Consider the following 16,167-nt stretch of genomic DNA (forward strand, 5'->3'; position numbering starts at 1 on the left):
CCGTTTGCGGTGAGTCGTCTCAAGCGAGGTGCGTATTTTACTCAACACCCTGATGAAGTCAACCTTTTTGTTTAAGAATTTTTAGCAAATTCTCAAACGAAGTCGGCGACTTCCTGTTTAACTTTCCGCTGTTAAAAGCTTGCGTTAAACGCCGTGCTTTCAATGGGTTAATCAAACAGCTCGACTTGTTTCAGTGACCGTTTCCGGTGGCTGTCTCAAGCGAGGAGGCGCATTCTACACCGGACAGGCAGGGAGTCAACAGGGGCAGCACGAAAAAGTGTCATTTTGATGAAAAAGGTCGAATTTTTAGCGGCTACCCGCTGCTCACCTAGATAGACCCGCTAGGAGCACCAATCATGTAGCGCAACAAGACCGCAGTTTAAAGCTTATCGCCTCTGGAAGAGGCTCCTACCAGAAAGTACAAACCGCTTGGCAGATGCCATCCCAAGAAAAGGGGCGCACAAGAACGCAAAAACCGCCTGACGGCGGTTTTTGTGGGTTGCATTCAGTAATATTTAATCGATATTTCCGATTCATGCGCTAAATAGCAGGCCTTATTTCTTTCTGCCTTTCTTTTTCTGCTTATCGTTATGCAACTTCTGGCGCAGTTTTTTCATCACTTGGCGCTTGCTCAGTTCATTCTTCTTATCTTTAAAGGGGTTTGCGCTACTCTTGAACTCAAACCGCAGCGGCGTACCTTTAATACCCAAGATTTTAGTAAACTTATTTTCCAGATAGCGCTTATAAGAACCTGGTAATGAGTTTGTTTGATTACCATGGATAACAATAATCGGCGGATTAGAGCCCCCTTGGTGTGCATAACGAAGCTTAATACGATTACCGTTAACCATTGGCGGCTGATGGTCGGCAACAATGTCTTCTAATAAGCGGGTTAATTTATTGGTAGCCCATTTAGTCATGGCAAAGCCATAGGCCTCGTCCACCGAAACAAACAGGTTACCGACACCGCTACCATGCAATGCAGAGATAAAGTGCATCCGCGCAAAGGAAACAAACTCAAGACGACGACGCAACTGTTCGCGCACCTCCTCTTTTTCTTCGCCGGTCATGCCATCCCACTTATTAATGGCGATTACCAGCGAACGGCCCGCATCAAGCACATAGCCCAAAAGATGCAGATCCTGATCAGAAACACCTTCACGGGCATCAATGACCAATACCACGACGTTAGCATCGTTGATCGCACGCAGCGTTTTAATGATAGAAAACTTTTCTACCGCCTCTGTGACGTTTTTCCGCCGACGGATACCCGCGGTATCGATCAGAGTGTAAGGTTCGCCATCCCGCTCAAAAGGAATGTAGATACTATCCCGAGTGGTACCCGCCTGATCGAATACAACGACACGGTCTTCACCTAGAATCCGGTTGACCAGTGTTGATTTACCCACATTAGGTCGACCGATAATGGCGATTTTCTTTTGCCGCTGGCGCTCCTCATCTTCATCAAGCTCCTCTCGAAGCGGAATTTCTGATAAGACATACTCAACTAATTGGGTAACGCCTCGACCATGTGATGCCGCAATCGGCAAGGGTTCTGATAAACCTAAACAGTAAAAATCAGACATGGCGATATCGGGATCAAGACCGTCTGTCTTATTGACGATCAGATAGCTTTCTTTTTCTGATCGACGCAGATGATCGGCAATCATCTCATCCGCAGGGTTAAGACCCGCTCGACCATCGACCAGAAACAAAACAATATCCGCTTCTTCAATCGCCATCAGCGACTGTTCGGCCATCTTGTAATCGATACCTTCCTCGTCACCGGAGATACCACCGGTATCGATGACGATATAATCCCGATCACCCAAACAACCTTCACCATACTTCCGGTCACGCGTCAGACCAGAATAGTCTGCAACAAGCGCATCGCGACTTTTTGTCAGTCTGTTAAACAACGTCGACTTACCTACATTGGGTCGGCCAACAAGTGCAATTACCGGAAGCATATTTTTATTACCAATTTTAAAAAACGTATTCGTCTAAAACAAAATAGCGGCTACCTGAAATAACAGATAGCCGCTGAATCAACAACACTGATACTAGTTGAGCTGTAACGCAACCAAGCGCCCACCATTACCTAGCACATACAGCACATCATCAACTGCAACCATATCGCCACGCAGACCATCTGAATCCGCCTTATAGCGAGCAACAAAATGCCCATCTACTTGAGACATAAAGTGGAGATAGCCTTCGTAATCACCCACCACAACCGAAGTACCAAGTACCGCCGGAGAAGTAGTTTGACGATTTTCTAGGGCAGCCTGACGCCATACACTCGCACTGCTACGCTGATCAAAGGCTTCGATAAAGCCATTCGCCTGACTGACATATATATTACCAAAACCGGCAGCCAAACTCCGATAGCTTGATGCATTCTGCGACCAAAGAACCTGAGCATCGGCCGCACTAACAGCCACTAACTTACCCTGATAACTCACAATATAGATCACGCCATCGATATAGAGTGGCCGTGCATCAATATCAATCAGACGCTCTATCTCAGTCTTACCTTCTGGGATGATAATTCGCCGTTCCCATAATTCAGCACCGGTATCGTTACGTACCGCGGCCAGCTTACCGTTTGCAAATCCAGCAATAGTGGCATTCGCAGCAACTATTGGCGAACTGGTTCCGCGCAGCGTCAAACTAGGAATTTGGCTATCATAAGTCCAGAGACGCTCGCCGCTGCTGATATTCATCGCAACCAGCTTACCATTTTGGAGTTGCGCAACAGCCATCTCATTATTCATCTGCACAGGGCTAAGCGTTTCACTGCTCATCTGCTGGCGCCACATCTCGACACCATCTTCCGCACTGAGCATCACAACTTCACCACTCTCAGTGGTAACGGCAACATGATTTGGCCCAACACCGACACCACCGACAATCGGGGTATCTAGGTCGACACTCCAAAGAGAACTTCCATCATGTCGATCATATGCAACAACGCGCCCTTCAACATCAGCGGCATAAACAGCATCACCGCTCACGGCCAAACTCAACTTATTAAAGGCTTCGCCTAAACCAGCACCGACAGACTTACTCCACAGAACATCAACCTCTTTCTCTGCTTCAAAATCGACCAGCTCTGCAGGCTCAATCTCTACTTCACCACCCCACCAACCACAGGCTGATATCGATAGAGAACAGATAACCATCAGCAACGCACGAGATAATACTTGTTTCATCGGTTAGCTTCCTTTGACGGCCAGATTATCTAACTTCAGACTTAACAGGGGACGCGCGCCTTGGGGAGCAGCCGCTACAGCAACCTGATAAGCATCACGAGCCTTATCAACCTGCCCTAACTGCAGGTAAAGATCGCCTTTAAGTTCGGCCACACTCACGCTGAAACTTGCAGTGTTAAGACCATCCAACAACAAGACCGCTTTATCCGCGTCACCCATTGCAGCCATCACCCGAGCTTTACGCATCGTTGCAACGGTTTTCATGACGTCATCAGGCGCTTGGGCCAACACCCAATCTAGCTCACCCAATGCAGCAGCATAATCACCACTATCAGCATACAAGCGGGCACTAAACAACGCACCGAAACGAGCATAAGCCGTATCGCCAAACTCATCTTTGAGTGATTTAGCGAGGTGCGTCGCAGTGGTACGCTGATCATCTGTAGATTGCGGCGCGCTTGCTAACGCAACGGCCTGCACCAGATTTTGATAGACCACCGACGCATTTTCTGCGGTAACCTGCTGATTATTCTGCCAACCTTTCCAGCCAAACACGGCGGCCAAGGCCAAAGCAATACCGAGCAATAGAGATCTACCGTTCTCTTTCCACCAACTCTTTAACGCTTCAACCTGCTCTTCTTCAGTGCGCATCTCTGACACAGCTTGCTCCTAATCGCCTTTCACAATTTAATTATTATGCCTGTTGCTGTTGTTGCAGCAAGCCGCTCAAGTTGTTGACCTGAACATCATAGGTTGGTTCAGAGTTATACCACAGGTTAGCCAGTAGCGACTCGTTTTCTTCACGCACCAGTACCACCCAAGGGGCACCGGTCTGCCGAGCTTTACTACTGATATTTTTCAAACCTGAGCAGTGCACTCGAATTCGCATACCGGGAAGTTCATTTCTTAATTGCTCAGCCAACACCATCAATGGTTTTTGCAAACCTTTGTGCTCTGCGGCCAGATACAGATCAAATGGCTGCTTCACGGCATCGGGTATAACCTCAAGGGTTTCCAATAATAAGATAAGCCGCTCAACCCCCATCGCAAAACCGACGGCAGGAGTGGGTCGACCACCCAACTGCTTCACTAGGCCATCATAACGGCCGCCAGCACAAACAGTCCCTTGAGCACCTAATTGGTCGGTAACCCATTCAAATACGGTTTTACAGTAATAGTCGAGACCGCGGACCAATCGCGGGTTTAGCTCGTAGGCAATACCCGCCTGATCAAGCATTTCACACAGATCAGAAAAGTGTTCACGGGATTCATCATCGATATAATCGGCTAATGAAGGCGCGTTATCCAACAATTGTTGCGTCTGAGGATCTTTACTATCCAGTATCCGTAATGGATTGCTGCTCAATCGACGCAGACTATCTTCGTCCAACTGGTCTTTACGCGCTGAGAGGTATGTTACTAAGGCTTCTTTATATTCAGCCCGCGCTTCATTACTACCCAGTGAATTAAGCTGCAAGGTAACCGCATCAGCAATGCCTAACTGCTTCCATAACCGCGCGCTCAGCATGATCACTTCTGCATCAATGTCCGCATTCGCCATACCAAAGGTTTCAATACCGATCTGATGAAACTGACGATAACGACCCTTCTGAGGCTTTTCATAACGAAACATCGGTCCTTGATACCATAACCGCTGTGCCTGATTGAACAGAAGACCATGCTCTTCTCCGGCGCGCACACAGCTAGCCGTGCCTTCAGGTCGAAGCGTCAGGCTCTCACCGTTACGGTCATCAAAGGTATACATCTCCTTTTCAACGATATCAGTCACTTCACCGATAGAACGCTTAAAAAGATCTGTCTGTTCGACTATTGGCATACGAATCTCGGTATACCCATAGGTACCGAGTACCGACTTCACACTACTTTCAAGGAACTGCCAGACCGGTGTTTGGTCGGGCAGGATATCGTTCATTCCACGGATGGCATTAATCTTGGCCAATGTTCATTACCTAATCTGTTAAAACTTTATTCACTTTGTGGCAGCGTTAAACGCACCACACCTGAACGGCTACCGCGATTAAACTCTACCGCTGAGCCATTAAGAAATACATTACCCACAGCCTCGACACGGCCTAGCAACAACTTAAGCGGTGCTTCGCCAGACACATTCAACTCACTGCCCCCAGGCTTAACCCGCATTTCAAGCACCTTACCGGTATGATCTTCAACGCTAACCCAACACTCATCCGTAAAGGTAATACGCAATGACACATCGGTACCGATAACCGGTTGCGGTGCTTCCTCTTGCTGCACCTCTGCTTCAGCTTGTGTTTCGACTGAACTATCAATCGATGCATCAGAGGATGTCTCAGCTGAATCGGCTTCTGGGACTTCAGAATTTGCTGCGTCAGCGGTTAACTCGGTACCATCGCTGGCCACCAAATTGATCTCTGGCTGAGGAGCGGTCTGATTATCGTTCCCATGCGCCAAACCTGATGGAACAATCAGTGTACTACCGTCGACAGATTCTACTTCGACCGATTCGGTTGCCGGAGAAAGAGAGATAGCGGGATCAGCACCCTGCTGTATTTTCCACCACCAAACAGTTGCTGCCACAATGGCTAACACAAAGATCCAAGCCGACCATTTGATAACTGGATCACCTAGCTTTGCCGTTGATTGCGCACCGGACGTGGTACGGAACTGAGGCGCGTTACCGGCGCTCGTACTACCATAGAGATTATCAAACAGCGCGAGATAGCGACTCACATCTAGATTCAGTAATTTGCTATACGATTGAACATAGCCTCGAGCAAACACCATGCTCGGCAGCTCATCGAACGCCCCACGCTCGAGTGACTCAATATATTTTCCCGACAGTTTTAATTCTCGGGCGACATCATCAACCGACAGACCCTGCTGCTCTCTCGCGGTGACAAATTCTGCGGCAGGAAACACCTGTCCATATTCTTCAGTTTCTTGACCCAGTAACTGCTCATTACTCACAGAGTAGACTCCTTATACTGCCGATATTCTTCTGAATCCGGGTACATATTTTTGAGGATCAGACCATAGGTTGCAGCATTAACACCGTTATTCTTCAACCGAGATATTTGCACCCCTAGCCAGAGGCTCTGAGCACTATGTTGAACCCGTTTTTCGTCTACCATTGTACTAAACTGATCGAACAGGCTGACCGCCTCTTCAAGGTTATCCTTTTTAATCATCACGTCGGCTAGTTGCAAAATGGCCAAAGGACGCCCAGGCGTCAACGTTAGACTGCGCTTAAACGCATGTTCAGCCGCATCTAAACGATCGATCAACAGATAGCATCGACCAAGATTCTCAAAGGCTTGGCTACGCTGATTATAAAAAGGATCTTCTGTTGCACGGGCCAGCTCTTTACAGGCCTGCGGGTAACGCTCAAGGCTAAACAAAAAAGCACCATAATTGTTGTGCATCATGGCGCTATCAGGCTCAACCTTTATCGCTTGCTTAAAATAACTTTCGGCCAGTTCGGTATCTTCTTCTATCTGGAAGACCATCGCCAAACCGTTGTAGGCCTGAGCTGAATCTGAATCGATCTCAATGGAGCGTTGGAACGCCAGCTTAGCATTGGGGGTATCACCTCTGCGCAGATACTGCATTCCTAACGAATTATAAGCCTGAACAGCCTTAGGAACATCCTGCTCTGTGGTTGAGACATCCTGTCCCGCACATCCAGTAATCAATAGACTAATCAGTAATATCAGATAACCTTTCAATCTTATTCACTCCTGGTGAGATTAATATCACATTTAGTTGATTAGCGGGGCGGCTCTTGCTGCACCCCACTGGCATCTTTTAGCGGTATGTATTTTGCGCTACGTCGAGTACGGTCCATAACCTGCCCAACCAGTTGCCCACATGCGGCATCGACATCATCACCTCGGGTTCTTCGTACCGTGGTAATCACACCCGCTTTGACCAGCACCGTCTTAAATGCCTGAATCGCATCTTCAGAGGGACGACGATAGTCTGAATTAGGAAACGGGTTAAATGGTATTAGGTTTAACTTACAGGGTAAACGCTTTAACAGCTTAACTAACTGTTTTGCTTGACTTGGGTGGTCATTAACGCCGGCAATCAGCGTATATTCAACCGTAATCACACGTTTATCTTTTAAATTATCCATATAGCGGTTACAGGCATCAACCAATTCGGCAATCGGGTAACGCTTATTGACCGGCACAAGCTGATCACGCAACTCATCGGTTGGTGCATGCAACGAGATCGCCAAGGATACGTCAGTCACCTGACTCAGCTTATCAATTTGCGGTACAACACCGGCGGTGCTTAACGTAACACGCCGCTTCGACAACCCATAAGCATTATCGTCCATCATCAGATGAATACCATCGACAACATTGTCGAAGTTCATCAATGGCTCGCCCATCCCCATAAATACCACATTGGTCACCCGGCGGACACCGGAAGGATCAAAGGGTCCAAATGAGCGGATCGCGACCCTCACCTGACCAATAATTTCGGCAGCACTGAGGTTACGGTTAAAACCCTGCTTACCTGTCGAGCAGAAGCTACAATCTAACGAGCAGCCAATCTGCGATGAGATACACAGAGTGGCACGAGTATTTTCAGGAATCAGCACCATCTCAACAGCGGAACCGCCATCGAGTTGAATGACCCACTTACGGGTGCCATCTTTGGATATATTCTGCACCAGTATGTCAGGCTCACGAATTTCGGAGACTTCACTCAGTTTCTGCCTTAATGACTTACTGATGTTAGTCATTTCATCAAAGCTGCTGGCACCAAACTGATGAATCCATTTCAGCACCTGGGTCGACCGAAAAGGCTTTTCGCCGATACTCACAAAAAACTCTTCCAATTTTTTAGGAGAGTATCCGAGCAGGTTAATTTTACGGGTGGATTCAGTCATATTGACCTCAACGTTCATGAAATGACGGGCCGCCGAATAGCGGCCCGCAGGGACAACTTACTTACCGAAGAAGTAAGCGATCTCGCGTGCTGCAGACTCTGGAGAATCAGAACCGTGAACCGCATTCGCATCAATAGATTGAGCAAAATCACGACGGATAGTTCCTTCAGCGGCTTCCTGTGGGTTAGTAGCACCCATCAGCTCGCGGTTCAGCGCAATCGCATTTTCACCTTCAAGCACCTGTACAACAACAGGGCCTGAAGTCATGAATTCAACCAGATCAGCAAAGAAAGGACGTTCTTTGTGCTCTGCATAGAAACCTTCAGCTTCTTCACGAGTCAGTTGCTTCAGTTGCATGTTAACGATTTTCAGACCGTTAGACTCAAAGCGAGAAACGATTTTACCAATAACGTTTTTTGCAACGGCATCAGGCTTGATGATAGAAAAAGTACGTTCGATAGCCATGTGCTATTAATCCTTTGTATAAAATTCAGGGCAGTTTGGCCGCTCACGGAGCGTGGCAGCCACACCAGAAAAATGAAACGCGCAATTATACGCTAACCAATGCTGACTGAACAGCGCCAGCCGCCACGAAAAAGCCCGCTAATGCGGGCTATTTCACTATCATCTACTGTCGTTCTTCGATCCAGGCCATCTGAATCCCTTCCAGCACTTTCTCACCGCACCGCTCAGGATCATCATCAAAGCCCTCCAATGCCATCACCCACTCATAAAGATCGGGAAAACTCACCGTAAGGGGGTCCGTATCGGAATACTTTTCATCTAACTCTATTGCTATATCGTAAACATCAACCCACTTCATCGCGTCCTCCGCTTTGCTATCAATGTCGTTCAGACACCTGATTAATGGTATACCGAGGAATCTCTACGACTAGATCATCACCACCCACCAAGGCCTGACAACTCAGACGGGATTCCGGTTCTAGACCCCATGCCTTATCCAGCATATCGTCTTCGAGTTCATCCGACTCCTCTAATGAGTCATAACCTTCTCGCACAATCACATGACACGTCGTGCAAGCACAGGACTTCTCGCAAGCATGCTCTATCTCAATACCTTCCCTTAAAGCGGCATCACAGATAGACTCACCAACATCAGCCTCAATCACTTTACCCTCTGGGCAAAGCTCATCATGGGGCAGAAAAATAATCTGCGGCATCAGGAATCTCCCTCAATCTCATCGATAGTATGCCCTTTAAGAGCGTTTTTAATACTTTGATCCATCCGTCGCGCAGCAAAGAAATCACTGGCTTGAGACAATACTTTAACACCCTGCTCAATAGCAGCTGCATCAGAGCCGTTGCGCAACGTCTGCAAAATAGCCATCTGTTCGCTCAAATGCGTCAACTCTTGCGGCGTCAATAAGCTTTCGCCATCGGCCTGCATCGCTTGTTCTAATGAAGCTAATAGTCGATCCGCTTCAACCTGCTGTTCACGCAAGTGACGCAGCACCATATCATCTTCAGCAAAGCTGTATGAGGCCTTCAACATATCGGCTATTTCATTGTCATCCAAACCGTAGGACGGCTTCACCTGAATCTCACTTTCAACACCGGTGGACAACTCTTTAGCAGACACGCCTAACAAACCATCAGCATCCACTTGGAATGTTACTCTGATTTTAGCGGCTCCAGCGGCCATCGGCGGAATACCGCGCAAAACAAACTGAGCCAACGAACGACAGTCCGATACCAACTCCCGCTCACCTTGCACCACATGGATCATCATCGCCGTTTGACCATCCTGATAGGTGGTAAACTCTTGCGCCCGAGCCACGGGTATCGATGAGTTGCGGTGGATAACTTTTTCCGCCAACCCGCCCATGGTTTCTAGCCCAAGAGAGAGCGGCAGCACATCCAACAACAACATTTCGCTATCAGGCTTATTACCGGCCAACACATCCGCCTGAATCGCAGCGCCTACAGCAACCACACGATCCGGATCGATATCTATACGAGGAGCACGCTGAAAAAACTGTTCGACCCGGCTTCGCACTGCAGGCACACGAGTGCTACCACCCACCATGACAACATCTTGAACCTCGTCGAGCTCAACACCGGCATCCCTTAAGGATCGCCGGCAAGCTCGAATAGTTTTGCTGATGAGCGGTTCGACTAGACCATCAAATAGCTCGCGAGAAACGTCTAGCGAGATTCGCTGCCCCGCATGATCAAGCTCAACCGTCACCGACGCATGATCCGTCAGCTGCTCCTTAACCCAACGCGCTTTCTCAGTTAGATAACGGGATTCTCCCGCCACGACCTCTTTACCGCCTAACTGATCCAGAAACCATTGAGCCAACGCCAGATCGAAGTCGTCACCACCTAAAGCACTATCACCGCCGGTCGCCAGTACCTCAAAAACGCCTTTATTCAGACGTAAAATAGAAATATCGAAAGTACCACCACCGAGGTCATAAACCGCAATAACACCTTCGGCCGCTTGATCCAAGCCATAAGCGACCGCCGCTGCCGTCGGCTCATTCAGTAGACGCAACACCTTGATACCCGCTAACTGAGCGGCGTCTTTCGTTGCCTGCCGCTGAGCATCATCAAAGTAAGCTGGCACGGTGATCACCGCCCCTTCCAGTTCGCCCTCTAAAGCAGCACGAGCCCGAGCTTTCAGCGTTTTTAGAATTTCTGCAGAGATCTCAACAGGGCTTTTATCCCCCGCAACCGTCTGCAAAAATGGCATCCCACCGTCACGCTCGCTGAAACGGTAAACCGCCTCACCCTGCAAGCCTTTAAGGTCAGTAATACCGCGTCCCATCAGTCGTTTAACCGACACAATAGTATTAAAAGGATCGACCGAGGCCTTAGCCAACGCGGCTTGCCCTACCACAACACCCTGCTCGGTATAACGAACAACCGAAGGCAGCAAATGACTACCGCCCTCATCCGACAGGGTGCTGGATTCGCCACTGCGAACCGCAGCAACCAATGAATTTGTCGTACCTAAATCAATGCCAACCGCCAGCTTTCGCTTGTGGGGCTCAGGACTTTGTCCCGGTTCTGCAATCTGCAATAACGCCATATTTATCTATTCGTCGAAAAGTTGATCTTCCAAAACCTCAATCTCACGGCCCAGCTTATCAATAAACTGCATCTTTCTGACACAGACTGCTGCGGCCTCATAGGCTGAGGGCGTCGATTGTTGATAGTAACGATCAAACTGCTCACGCAAGGACTTCATCTCCTGCTCAACCGTTTGCCTAAGCTGCTCAAGTTCGGCTTCCGGATCTGCCGCGCTAGCGATATCTTCAAGCGACTCCCGCAACTCCATCTGCTGTATGAGAAACATAGGATCAAGCTGTACCTGAGATTCAGAGAAAGTATCAAGCCCTTTCAGCTTCAAGAGATATTGAGCACGCGACAAAGGATGTTTAAGTGTCGCAACTGCTTCATTCAGATACGCTGTATATTGAACCGAGAGCCGACGCTCTCTGTCAGACAGGTGAGAAAAACGATCCGGGTGCAGCGTCTTTTGCAGCTCCCGGCTTCGTTCAGATAAAGCCTGCAAGTCCAGCTGATACGTCACCGGCAGAGCTAAGAATTCGAAATAGTTCTGGGTAATATCCATCATATAACCAGCAGGTGAAAAAGAGGGGTTATCGGCACCTAAGCCAGTGAAAGCTTAAATATTAAAGCTTTCACCACAACCACACTCATTTTTGACATTGGGGTTATTAAACTTAAACCCCTCGTTAAGACCCTCTTTAACAAAGTCTAACTCGGTTCCATCAAGATAGAGCAGACTCTTAGGATCAATTACAACTTTAACACCGTCAGATTCAAATACCTGATCTTCTTCCTGAATATCATCAACAAATTCCAGCACATAAGCCATGCCAGAACAGCCCGACGTGCGAACCCCAAGACGAATACCACACCCGTGACCACGCCCTTTCAGATATTTGCCAATATGATCAGACGCAGCCGGTGTCATTGAAATTGCCATGAATCCGTTTACTCCATTGAGCCCAAGGCTCCGTTATTACTTCTTCGCCTGCTTCTCTTTATAGTCCGCAACCGCTGCCTTAATCGCATCTTCTGCCAAGACAGAACAATGGATCTTAACCGGCGGCAGTGCCAACTCTTCGGCGATGGTAGTGTTTTTAAGTTCTTGCGCTTGATCCAGCGTCATCCCTTTAACCCACTCGGTTACAAGGGAGCTAGAGGCAATCGCCGAACCACAACCATAGGTTTTAAACTTAGCATCTTCGATGACACCATCGTCACTGACCTTAATCTGCAGACGCATTACGTCACCACAGGCTGGAGCACCGACCATACCAGTACCGATATTATCGTCCTGATCATTCATTTTGCCGACATTACGAGGATTCTCGTAATGATCGATAACCTGTTCACTATAAGCCATAACGACCTCCTAAAGAGTGTTCACCCAGTTAAAAACTAGTGGTGAACCCATTCAACTTTGCTTAAATCCACACCGTCTTTATACATATCCCATAAAGGCGATAATTCACGGAGCTTACCTACGGCTGTACGAATTTCAACGACAGCGCGATCAATATCTTCTTCTGTTGTAAAACGACCAATGGAGAAGCGAATGGAGCTATGCGCCATCTCGTCATTCAGTCCTAGCGCACGCAACACATAAGACGGCTCTAAGCTTGCTGAAGTACAGGCAGACCCTGAAGATACCGCTAGATCTTTCAGCGACATTAACAAAGATTCACCCTCAACAAAGTTGAAGCTAACATTCATGTTACCAATATAGCGCTGATCCCGAGAGCCGTTGAGGTAGATCTCTTCCATATCGGAAAGACCATCCCAGAAACGTTTTTTCAAGGCACTAATGCGTTCGATTTCTTCATGCATCTCAGCTTTAGCAATGGCCGCCGCTTCACCCATACCAACAATTTGATGGGTTGCCAGCGTACCAGAACGCATACCACGCTCATGGCCACCGCCGTGCATCTGTGCTTCAAGACGAACGCGAGGCTTACGACGAACATAAAGCGCGCCCATACCTTTTGGCCCGTACATCTTATGCGCAGAAAGGGAGATCAAATCCACCTTCATAGCGACAACATCGATATCAACTTTACCGGCACTCTGCGCTGCATCAACATGAAACAATACGCCGTTCGCCCGAGTAATCTCACCGATCGCAGCGATATCATTGATCACGCCGATCTCATTGTTAACATGCATAAGAGAAACCAGCGTCGTATCTTCACGCAACGCCGCAGCTACTGCTTCAGGCTGTATAATTCCGTCTTTATCCGGATCTAAATAAGTAACTTCAAACCCTTCACGCTCTAATTGACGACAAGTATCGAGTACCGCCTTGTGTTCAATTTTAGAGGTAATAATATGTTTGCCCTTCTTCTGATAGAAGTGCGCCACGCCTTTAATCGCTAAGTTGTCAGACTCGGTAGCACCGGAGGTCCAAACAATCTCGCGCGGATCAGCGTTCAGCAAGTCAGCAACCTGACGACGTGCAGTTTCAACCGCTTCTTCAGCTTTCCAGCCATAAAGATGTGAGCGGGATGCCGGATTACCGAAATTACCGTCCATCGTGAGGCACTCAATCATCTTCTCTGCAACCCGGGGATCTACAGGTGTTGTAGCGGAATAATCAAAGTAGATTGGTAATTTCATTGTCTATACTTCTCCAAAAACCTGAACCGTCTTTCAGGCCGTTACTTTTGCGGAAATGAGTGAATCCTCAAATGAAGATAAATGCTCTCGATCCTGTCGCTTAGCAACAGTACGTACATCACTTCTTTCCATCAGGTCAGCCAATGTAATCTGGCTTAAAAAATCATGGATCTGGCTACTCAGGTCGCACCATAAATGGTGTGTCAAACAGATGCTGCCGTCTTGACAACTCCCCGTATGACCGCAACCGGTTGCATCAACCGACTCATTCACCGCGTCAATAACCTGAGCAACGTTAATACCTTGCTGCTCTCGATTTAACTGGTAACCACCGCCGGGCCCTCGCACACTGCGAACCAACTCGTTGCGACGCAACTTAGCAAATAACTGTTCAAGATATGACAGGGAAATGCCCTGCCGCTCTGATATATCGGCCAGACTTACAGGCCCTTTGCCGGCATGAATTGCCAGGTCAAGCATAGCTGTCACCGCATAGCGGCCTTTTGTCGTTAATCGCATCTGCAATCTCTCCGTCATTCTTCGCACGTCAACGAAGCTGATTGCATTATGCAATAACCAACTATTTTGGTCAACTATTAAACCCAGTAAAACAGTCAACTATTCACAAGACCCACAACAGGAAAAATAAACAGAAACCTTATCAAAAGGTTAGCGCCGACAGCCTTTCTGTATTGCGGTTAGCATCCCACGCAATATATTCACTTCTATTTTATCAGGCACCGCTCTTAAAAGCAGTCTTTGCAACCTAGGCATCAGATTACGAGGCTTATCGGGATCAAGAAAATCGATTTCCGTTAGCGCCTCCTCAAAATGATCGAACAACCTTTCAAGCTCACGTCCGTCAGCAAGATCCACATCCCACTCAGTCCCCCAACGCGGCTTGGCATCACTAACATCACACTCTTGTGCCATGCGCATCTCATAGGTGATCACCTGAACCGCCGCCGCCAGATTTAACGAGCTAAACTGCTCATTAACGGGAATATGCACATGCTGATGACAGCGTTGTAGCTCCTCATTGGTCAATCCGCGATCTTCGCGCCCAAAGACGATAGCCACACGGGTTGTTGAGGGTAGCGGCGTCACAATGGCTGCCAGCTCCCGAGGATTCACCAGAGGCCAAGGAATCGTACGACTACGCGCACTAGTACCCACCACCAAATGGCAATCGGCTAAAGCATCTTCAAGACTCTCCACCACCGTTGCATTTGTCAGTATATCGTCAGCACCCGCTGCACGAGCACTCGCATCTGCATGTGGGAAACGCCGCGGCTCAATCAGGCAAAGATCGGACAAGCCCATATTTTTCATCGCCCGCGCCACACCACCGATATTGCCCGGATGGGTCGTGTTGACCAGTACGATTCGGATATTTTCCAGCATCTTTAGCCCGCCATTACAAAAAAGGCCCATATTTTAGCAGATAATTTGCAACTATTAATCATGGACTGTTCTTTATATGGCAACTGTTTTGTATAATGCGCGTTTTGGTTCCCTTACTGGTATTTACAGATGCAACCGATGGTTAATATCGCCCTGCGCGGAGCACGTGTCGCAGGTGAACAAATCTCCCGTTCAATCGAACGACTTGATTTGATCAAATCAGAACAATCAAGTGTTATCGAATATATCGAAGACACCTGCAAACAAGCTGAACGCACTATCGTTAATACGATCCATAAGGCGTATCCAGATCATCAGATCGACTGTGAATATACCGGCACACACAAGCCCGAAGATCGAGTTTGTGATGTTATCTGGTCAGTCAATCCGATTGACAGCATTTCGAACTTTTCCAATGCGCTGCCCGTCTTTGCTCTAAGCATTGCCTGCCACCAACGCGGAAAGCTGGAACACGCTATCATCCTCAACCCAATCACCGGTGAAGAGTTTACCGCTAGCCGAGGTAGAGGCGTACAGCTGAACGGCAAACGCCTGCGTGTTAGCAATCGCAAACTACTGGATAACGCACTGATTGGCAGCGGTTTCTTTGGTCGCAGTAGCGACAAAGAGCAGCTCGACAGCTTCCAGCAGATCTTCAAGAACATCTCACTGGAAAACGGCCGTATTCACAGTGGTGGATCACCCGCTCTGAATCTAGCCTATACAGCGGCAGGCCGACTGGACGGCTTCTTCCAAATCGGTTTAAAACGCTCTGAAATGGAAGCTGGCACACTCATGATCCAAGAAGCAGGCGGCTTATTGTCTGACTTCACCGGCAACAACAACTACTTAAGTTCCGGCAACTTAGTCGCAGGCAACCCGAAAATGCTTAAAGCATTGCTTCAGGTAATCCACCCTGCCCTGAATGACGCGCTAAAGTAAGCCATTACCGCTAGACACAATAAAACCGGGCAAGCCCGGTTTTTTTTCGCCTTT

Annotated in this window: 18 protein-coding genes; 1 reads left to right on the plus strand and 17 read right to left on the minus strand. The window is 48.2% G+C overall.

The genetic code is table 11. The features are described from left to right. Positions 1-554: 554 nt before the first annotated feature. The 17 genes from der to EH243_RS05455 all read right to left on the minus strand — a co-directional run bounded on the left by der (position 555) and on the right by EH243_RS05455 (position 15,171). Positions 555-1,970 carry a ribosome biogenesis GTPase Der gene (gene der / locus EH243_RS05375; protein WP_126157629.1) on the minus strand — a complete coding sequence of 472 codons (1,416 nt, stop codon included), beginning with the start codon at positions 1,968-1,970 and terminating at the stop codon, positions 555-557. A 93-nt stretch (positions 1,971-2,063) separates the two neighbouring features. Continuing rightward, entirely contained in the window at positions 2,064-3,215 is a 1,152-nt protein-coding gene (gene bamB / locus EH243_RS05380; protein ID WP_126157630.1) for an outer membrane protein assembly factor BamB, read from the minus strand. A 3-nt stretch (positions 3,216-3,218) separates the two neighbouring features. Continuing rightward, positions 3,219-3,866 (minus strand): YfgM family protein, encoded by a 648-nt coding sequence (locus tag EH243_RS05385; RefSeq protein WP_126157846.1) that lies wholly within the window; start codon positions 3,864-3,866, stop codon positions 3,219-3,221. 43 nt (positions 3,867-3,909) lie between these two features. Continuing rightward, a complete protein-coding gene (hisS, locus tag EH243_RS05390) occupies positions 3,910-5,148 on the minus strand; it encodes a histidine--tRNA ligase (protein ID WP_338142343.1) in 1,239 nt (412 codons plus the stop codon). Between the two features lie 53 nt (positions 5,149-5,201). Further along, positions 5,202-6,182 (minus strand): RodZ domain-containing protein, encoded by a 981-nt coding sequence (locus EH243_RS05395; RefSeq protein ID WP_126157632.1) that lies wholly within the window; start codon positions 6,180-6,182, stop codon positions 5,202-5,204. Beyond that, on the minus strand, positions 6,179-6,940 hold the full coding sequence (gene pilW / locus EH243_RS05400) for a type IV pilus biogenesis/stability protein PilW (protein WP_126157633.1): 762 nt from the start codon (positions 6,938-6,940) through the stop codon (positions 6,179-6,181). The genes EH243_RS05395 and pilW overlap by 4 nt, the downstream gene beginning before the upstream one ends. Before the next feature lie 41 nt (positions 6,941-6,981). Further along, positions 6,982-8,115, minus strand: coding sequence for a dual-specificity RNA methyltransferase RlmN (rlmN, locus tag EH243_RS05405; protein ID WP_126157634.1), 1,134 nt, complete (start codon positions 8,113-8,115; stop codon positions 6,982-6,984). Positions 8,116-8,172: 57 nt separating this feature from the next. After that, the gene (gene ndk, locus EH243_RS05410) at positions 8,173-8,580 is read right to left on the minus strand and encodes a nucleoside-diphosphate kinase (protein WP_126157635.1); all 408 of its coding nucleotides are present in this window, start codon (positions 8,578-8,580) and stop codon (positions 8,173-8,175) included. Between the two features lie 163 nt (positions 8,581-8,743). Next, complete coding sequence (iscX, locus tag EH243_RS05415) at positions 8,744-8,938, minus strand: Fe-S cluster assembly protein IscX (protein ID WP_126157636.1); 195 nt, start codon at positions 8,936-8,938, stop codon at positions 8,744-8,746. 19 nt (positions 8,939-8,957) lie between these two features. Further along, the gene (gene fdx / locus EH243_RS05420; protein WP_126157637.1) at positions 8,958-9,296 is read right to left on the minus strand and encodes an ISC system 2Fe-2S type ferredoxin; all 339 of its coding nucleotides are present in this window, start codon (positions 9,294-9,296) and stop codon (positions 8,958-8,960) included. Continuing rightward, positions 9,296-11,170 carry a Fe-S protein assembly chaperone HscA gene (gene hscA, locus EH243_RS05425; protein WP_126157638.1) on the minus strand — a complete coding sequence of 625 codons (1,875 nt, stop codon included), beginning with the start codon at positions 11,168-11,170 and terminating at the stop codon, positions 9,296-9,298. Before hscA ends, fdx begins: the two co-directional genes overlap by 1 nt. A gap of 6 nt (positions 11,171-11,176) precedes the next feature. Continuing rightward, a complete protein-coding gene (gene hscB, locus EH243_RS05430) occupies positions 11,177-11,716 on the minus strand; it encodes a Fe-S protein assembly co-chaperone HscB (RefSeq protein ID WP_126157639.1) in 540 nt (179 codons plus the stop codon). A 54-nt stretch (positions 11,717-11,770) separates the two neighbouring features. After that, the gene (iscA, locus tag EH243_RS05435) at positions 11,771-12,094 is read right to left on the minus strand and encodes an iron-sulfur cluster assembly protein IscA (protein WP_126157640.1); all 324 of its coding nucleotides are present in this window, start codon (positions 12,092-12,094) and stop codon (positions 11,771-11,773) included. Between the two features lie 36 nt (positions 12,095-12,130). After that, positions 12,131-12,517, minus strand: coding sequence for a Fe-S cluster assembly scaffold IscU (iscU, locus tag EH243_RS05440; RefSeq protein ID WP_126157641.1), 387 nt, complete (start codon positions 12,515-12,517; stop codon positions 12,131-12,133). A gap of 35 nt (positions 12,518-12,552) precedes the next feature. Then, positions 12,553-13,767 (minus strand): IscS subfamily cysteine desulfurase, encoded by a 1,215-nt coding sequence (locus EH243_RS05445; protein WP_126157642.1) that lies wholly within the window; start codon positions 13,765-13,767, stop codon positions 12,553-12,555. A 33-nt stretch (positions 13,768-13,800) separates the two neighbouring features. After that, entirely contained in the window at positions 13,801-14,286 is a 486-nt protein-coding gene (iscR, locus tag EH243_RS05450) for a Fe-S cluster assembly transcriptional regulator IscR (RefSeq protein WP_126157643.1), read from the minus strand. 150 nt (positions 14,287-14,436) lie between these two features. Beyond that, positions 14,437-15,171: an RNA methyltransferase gene (locus EH243_RS05455; protein WP_126157644.1), complete on the minus strand. Its 735-nt coding sequence runs from the start codon at positions 15,169-15,171 to the stop codon at positions 14,437-14,439. Positions 15,172-15,300: 129 nt separating this feature from the next. On the opposite strand from EH243_RS05455, the gene EH243_RS05460 reads away from it, so the two are divergent. Continuing rightward, the gene (locus tag EH243_RS05460; protein ID WP_241235000.1) at positions 15,301-16,113 is read left to right on the plus strand and encodes an inositol monophosphatase family protein; all 813 of its coding nucleotides are present in this window, start codon (positions 15,301-15,303) and stop codon (positions 16,111-16,113) included. The last annotated feature ends 54 nt before the right edge of the window (positions 16,114-16,167 follow it).

Source organism: Amphritea opalescens, from assembly GCF_003957515.1.
Taxonomy (GTDB): Bacteria; Pseudomonadota; Gammaproteobacteria; order Pseudomonadales; family Balneatricaceae; genus Amphritea; species Amphritea opalescens.

Coding starts and splice junctions, on each gene's coding strand:
- bamB (WP_126157630.1), bottom strand. CDS start 3,215: ATGAAACAAGTATTATCTCGTGCGTTGCTGATGGTTATCTGTTCTCTA.
- iscR (WP_126157643.1), bottom strand. CDS start 14,286: ATGCGATTAACGACAAAAGGCCGCTATGCGGTGACAGCTATGCTTGAC.
- der (WP_126157629.1), bottom strand. CDS start 1,970: ATGCTTCCGGTAATTGCACTTGTTGGCCGACCCAATGTAGGTAAGTCG.
- rlmN (WP_126157634.1), bottom strand. CDS start 8,115: ATGACTGAATCCACCCGTAAAATTAACCTGCTCGGATACTCTCCTAAA.
- iscX (WP_126157636.1), bottom strand. CDS start 8,938: ATGAAGTGGGTTGATGTTTACGATATAGCAATAGAGTTAGATGAAAAG.
- EH243_RS05460 (WP_241235000.1), top strand. CDS start 15,301: ATGCAACCGATGGTTAATATCGCCCTGCGCGGAGCACGTGTCGCAGGT.
- EH243_RS05455 (WP_126157644.1), bottom strand. CDS start 15,171: ATGCTGGAAAATATCCGAATCGTACTGGTCAACACGACCCATCCGGGC.
- ndk (WP_126157635.1), bottom strand. CDS start 8,580: ATGGCTATCGAACGTACTTTTTCTATCATCAAGCCTGATGCCGTTGCA.
- fdx (WP_126157637.1), bottom strand. CDS start 9,296: ATGCCGCAGATTATTTTTCTGCCCCATGATGAGCTTTGCCCAGAGGGT.
- iscA (WP_126157640.1), bottom strand. CDS start 12,094: ATGGCAATTTCAATGACACCGGCTGCGTCTGATCATATTGGCAAATAT.
- hscA (WP_126157638.1), bottom strand. CDS start 11,170: ATGGCGTTATTGCAGATTGCAGAACCGGGACAAAGTCCTGAGCCCCAC.
- hisS (WP_338142343.1), bottom strand. CDS start 5,148: ATGAACGATATCCTGCCCGACCAAACACCGGTCTGGCAGTTCCTTGAA.
- hscB (WP_126157639.1), bottom strand. CDS start 11,716: ATGGATATTACCCAGAACTATTTCGAATTCTTAGCTCTGCCGGTGACG.
- iscU (WP_126157641.1), bottom strand. CDS start 12,517: ATGGCTTATAGTGAACAGGTTATCGATCATTACGAGAATCCTCGTAAT.
- EH243_RS05385 (WP_126157846.1), bottom strand. CDS start 3,866: ATGCGCACTGAAGAAGAGCAGGTTGAAGCGTTAAAGAGTTGGTGGAAA.
- EH243_RS05445 (WP_126157642.1), bottom strand. CDS start 13,767: ATGAAATTACCAATCTACTTTGATTATTCCGCTACAACACCTGTAGAT.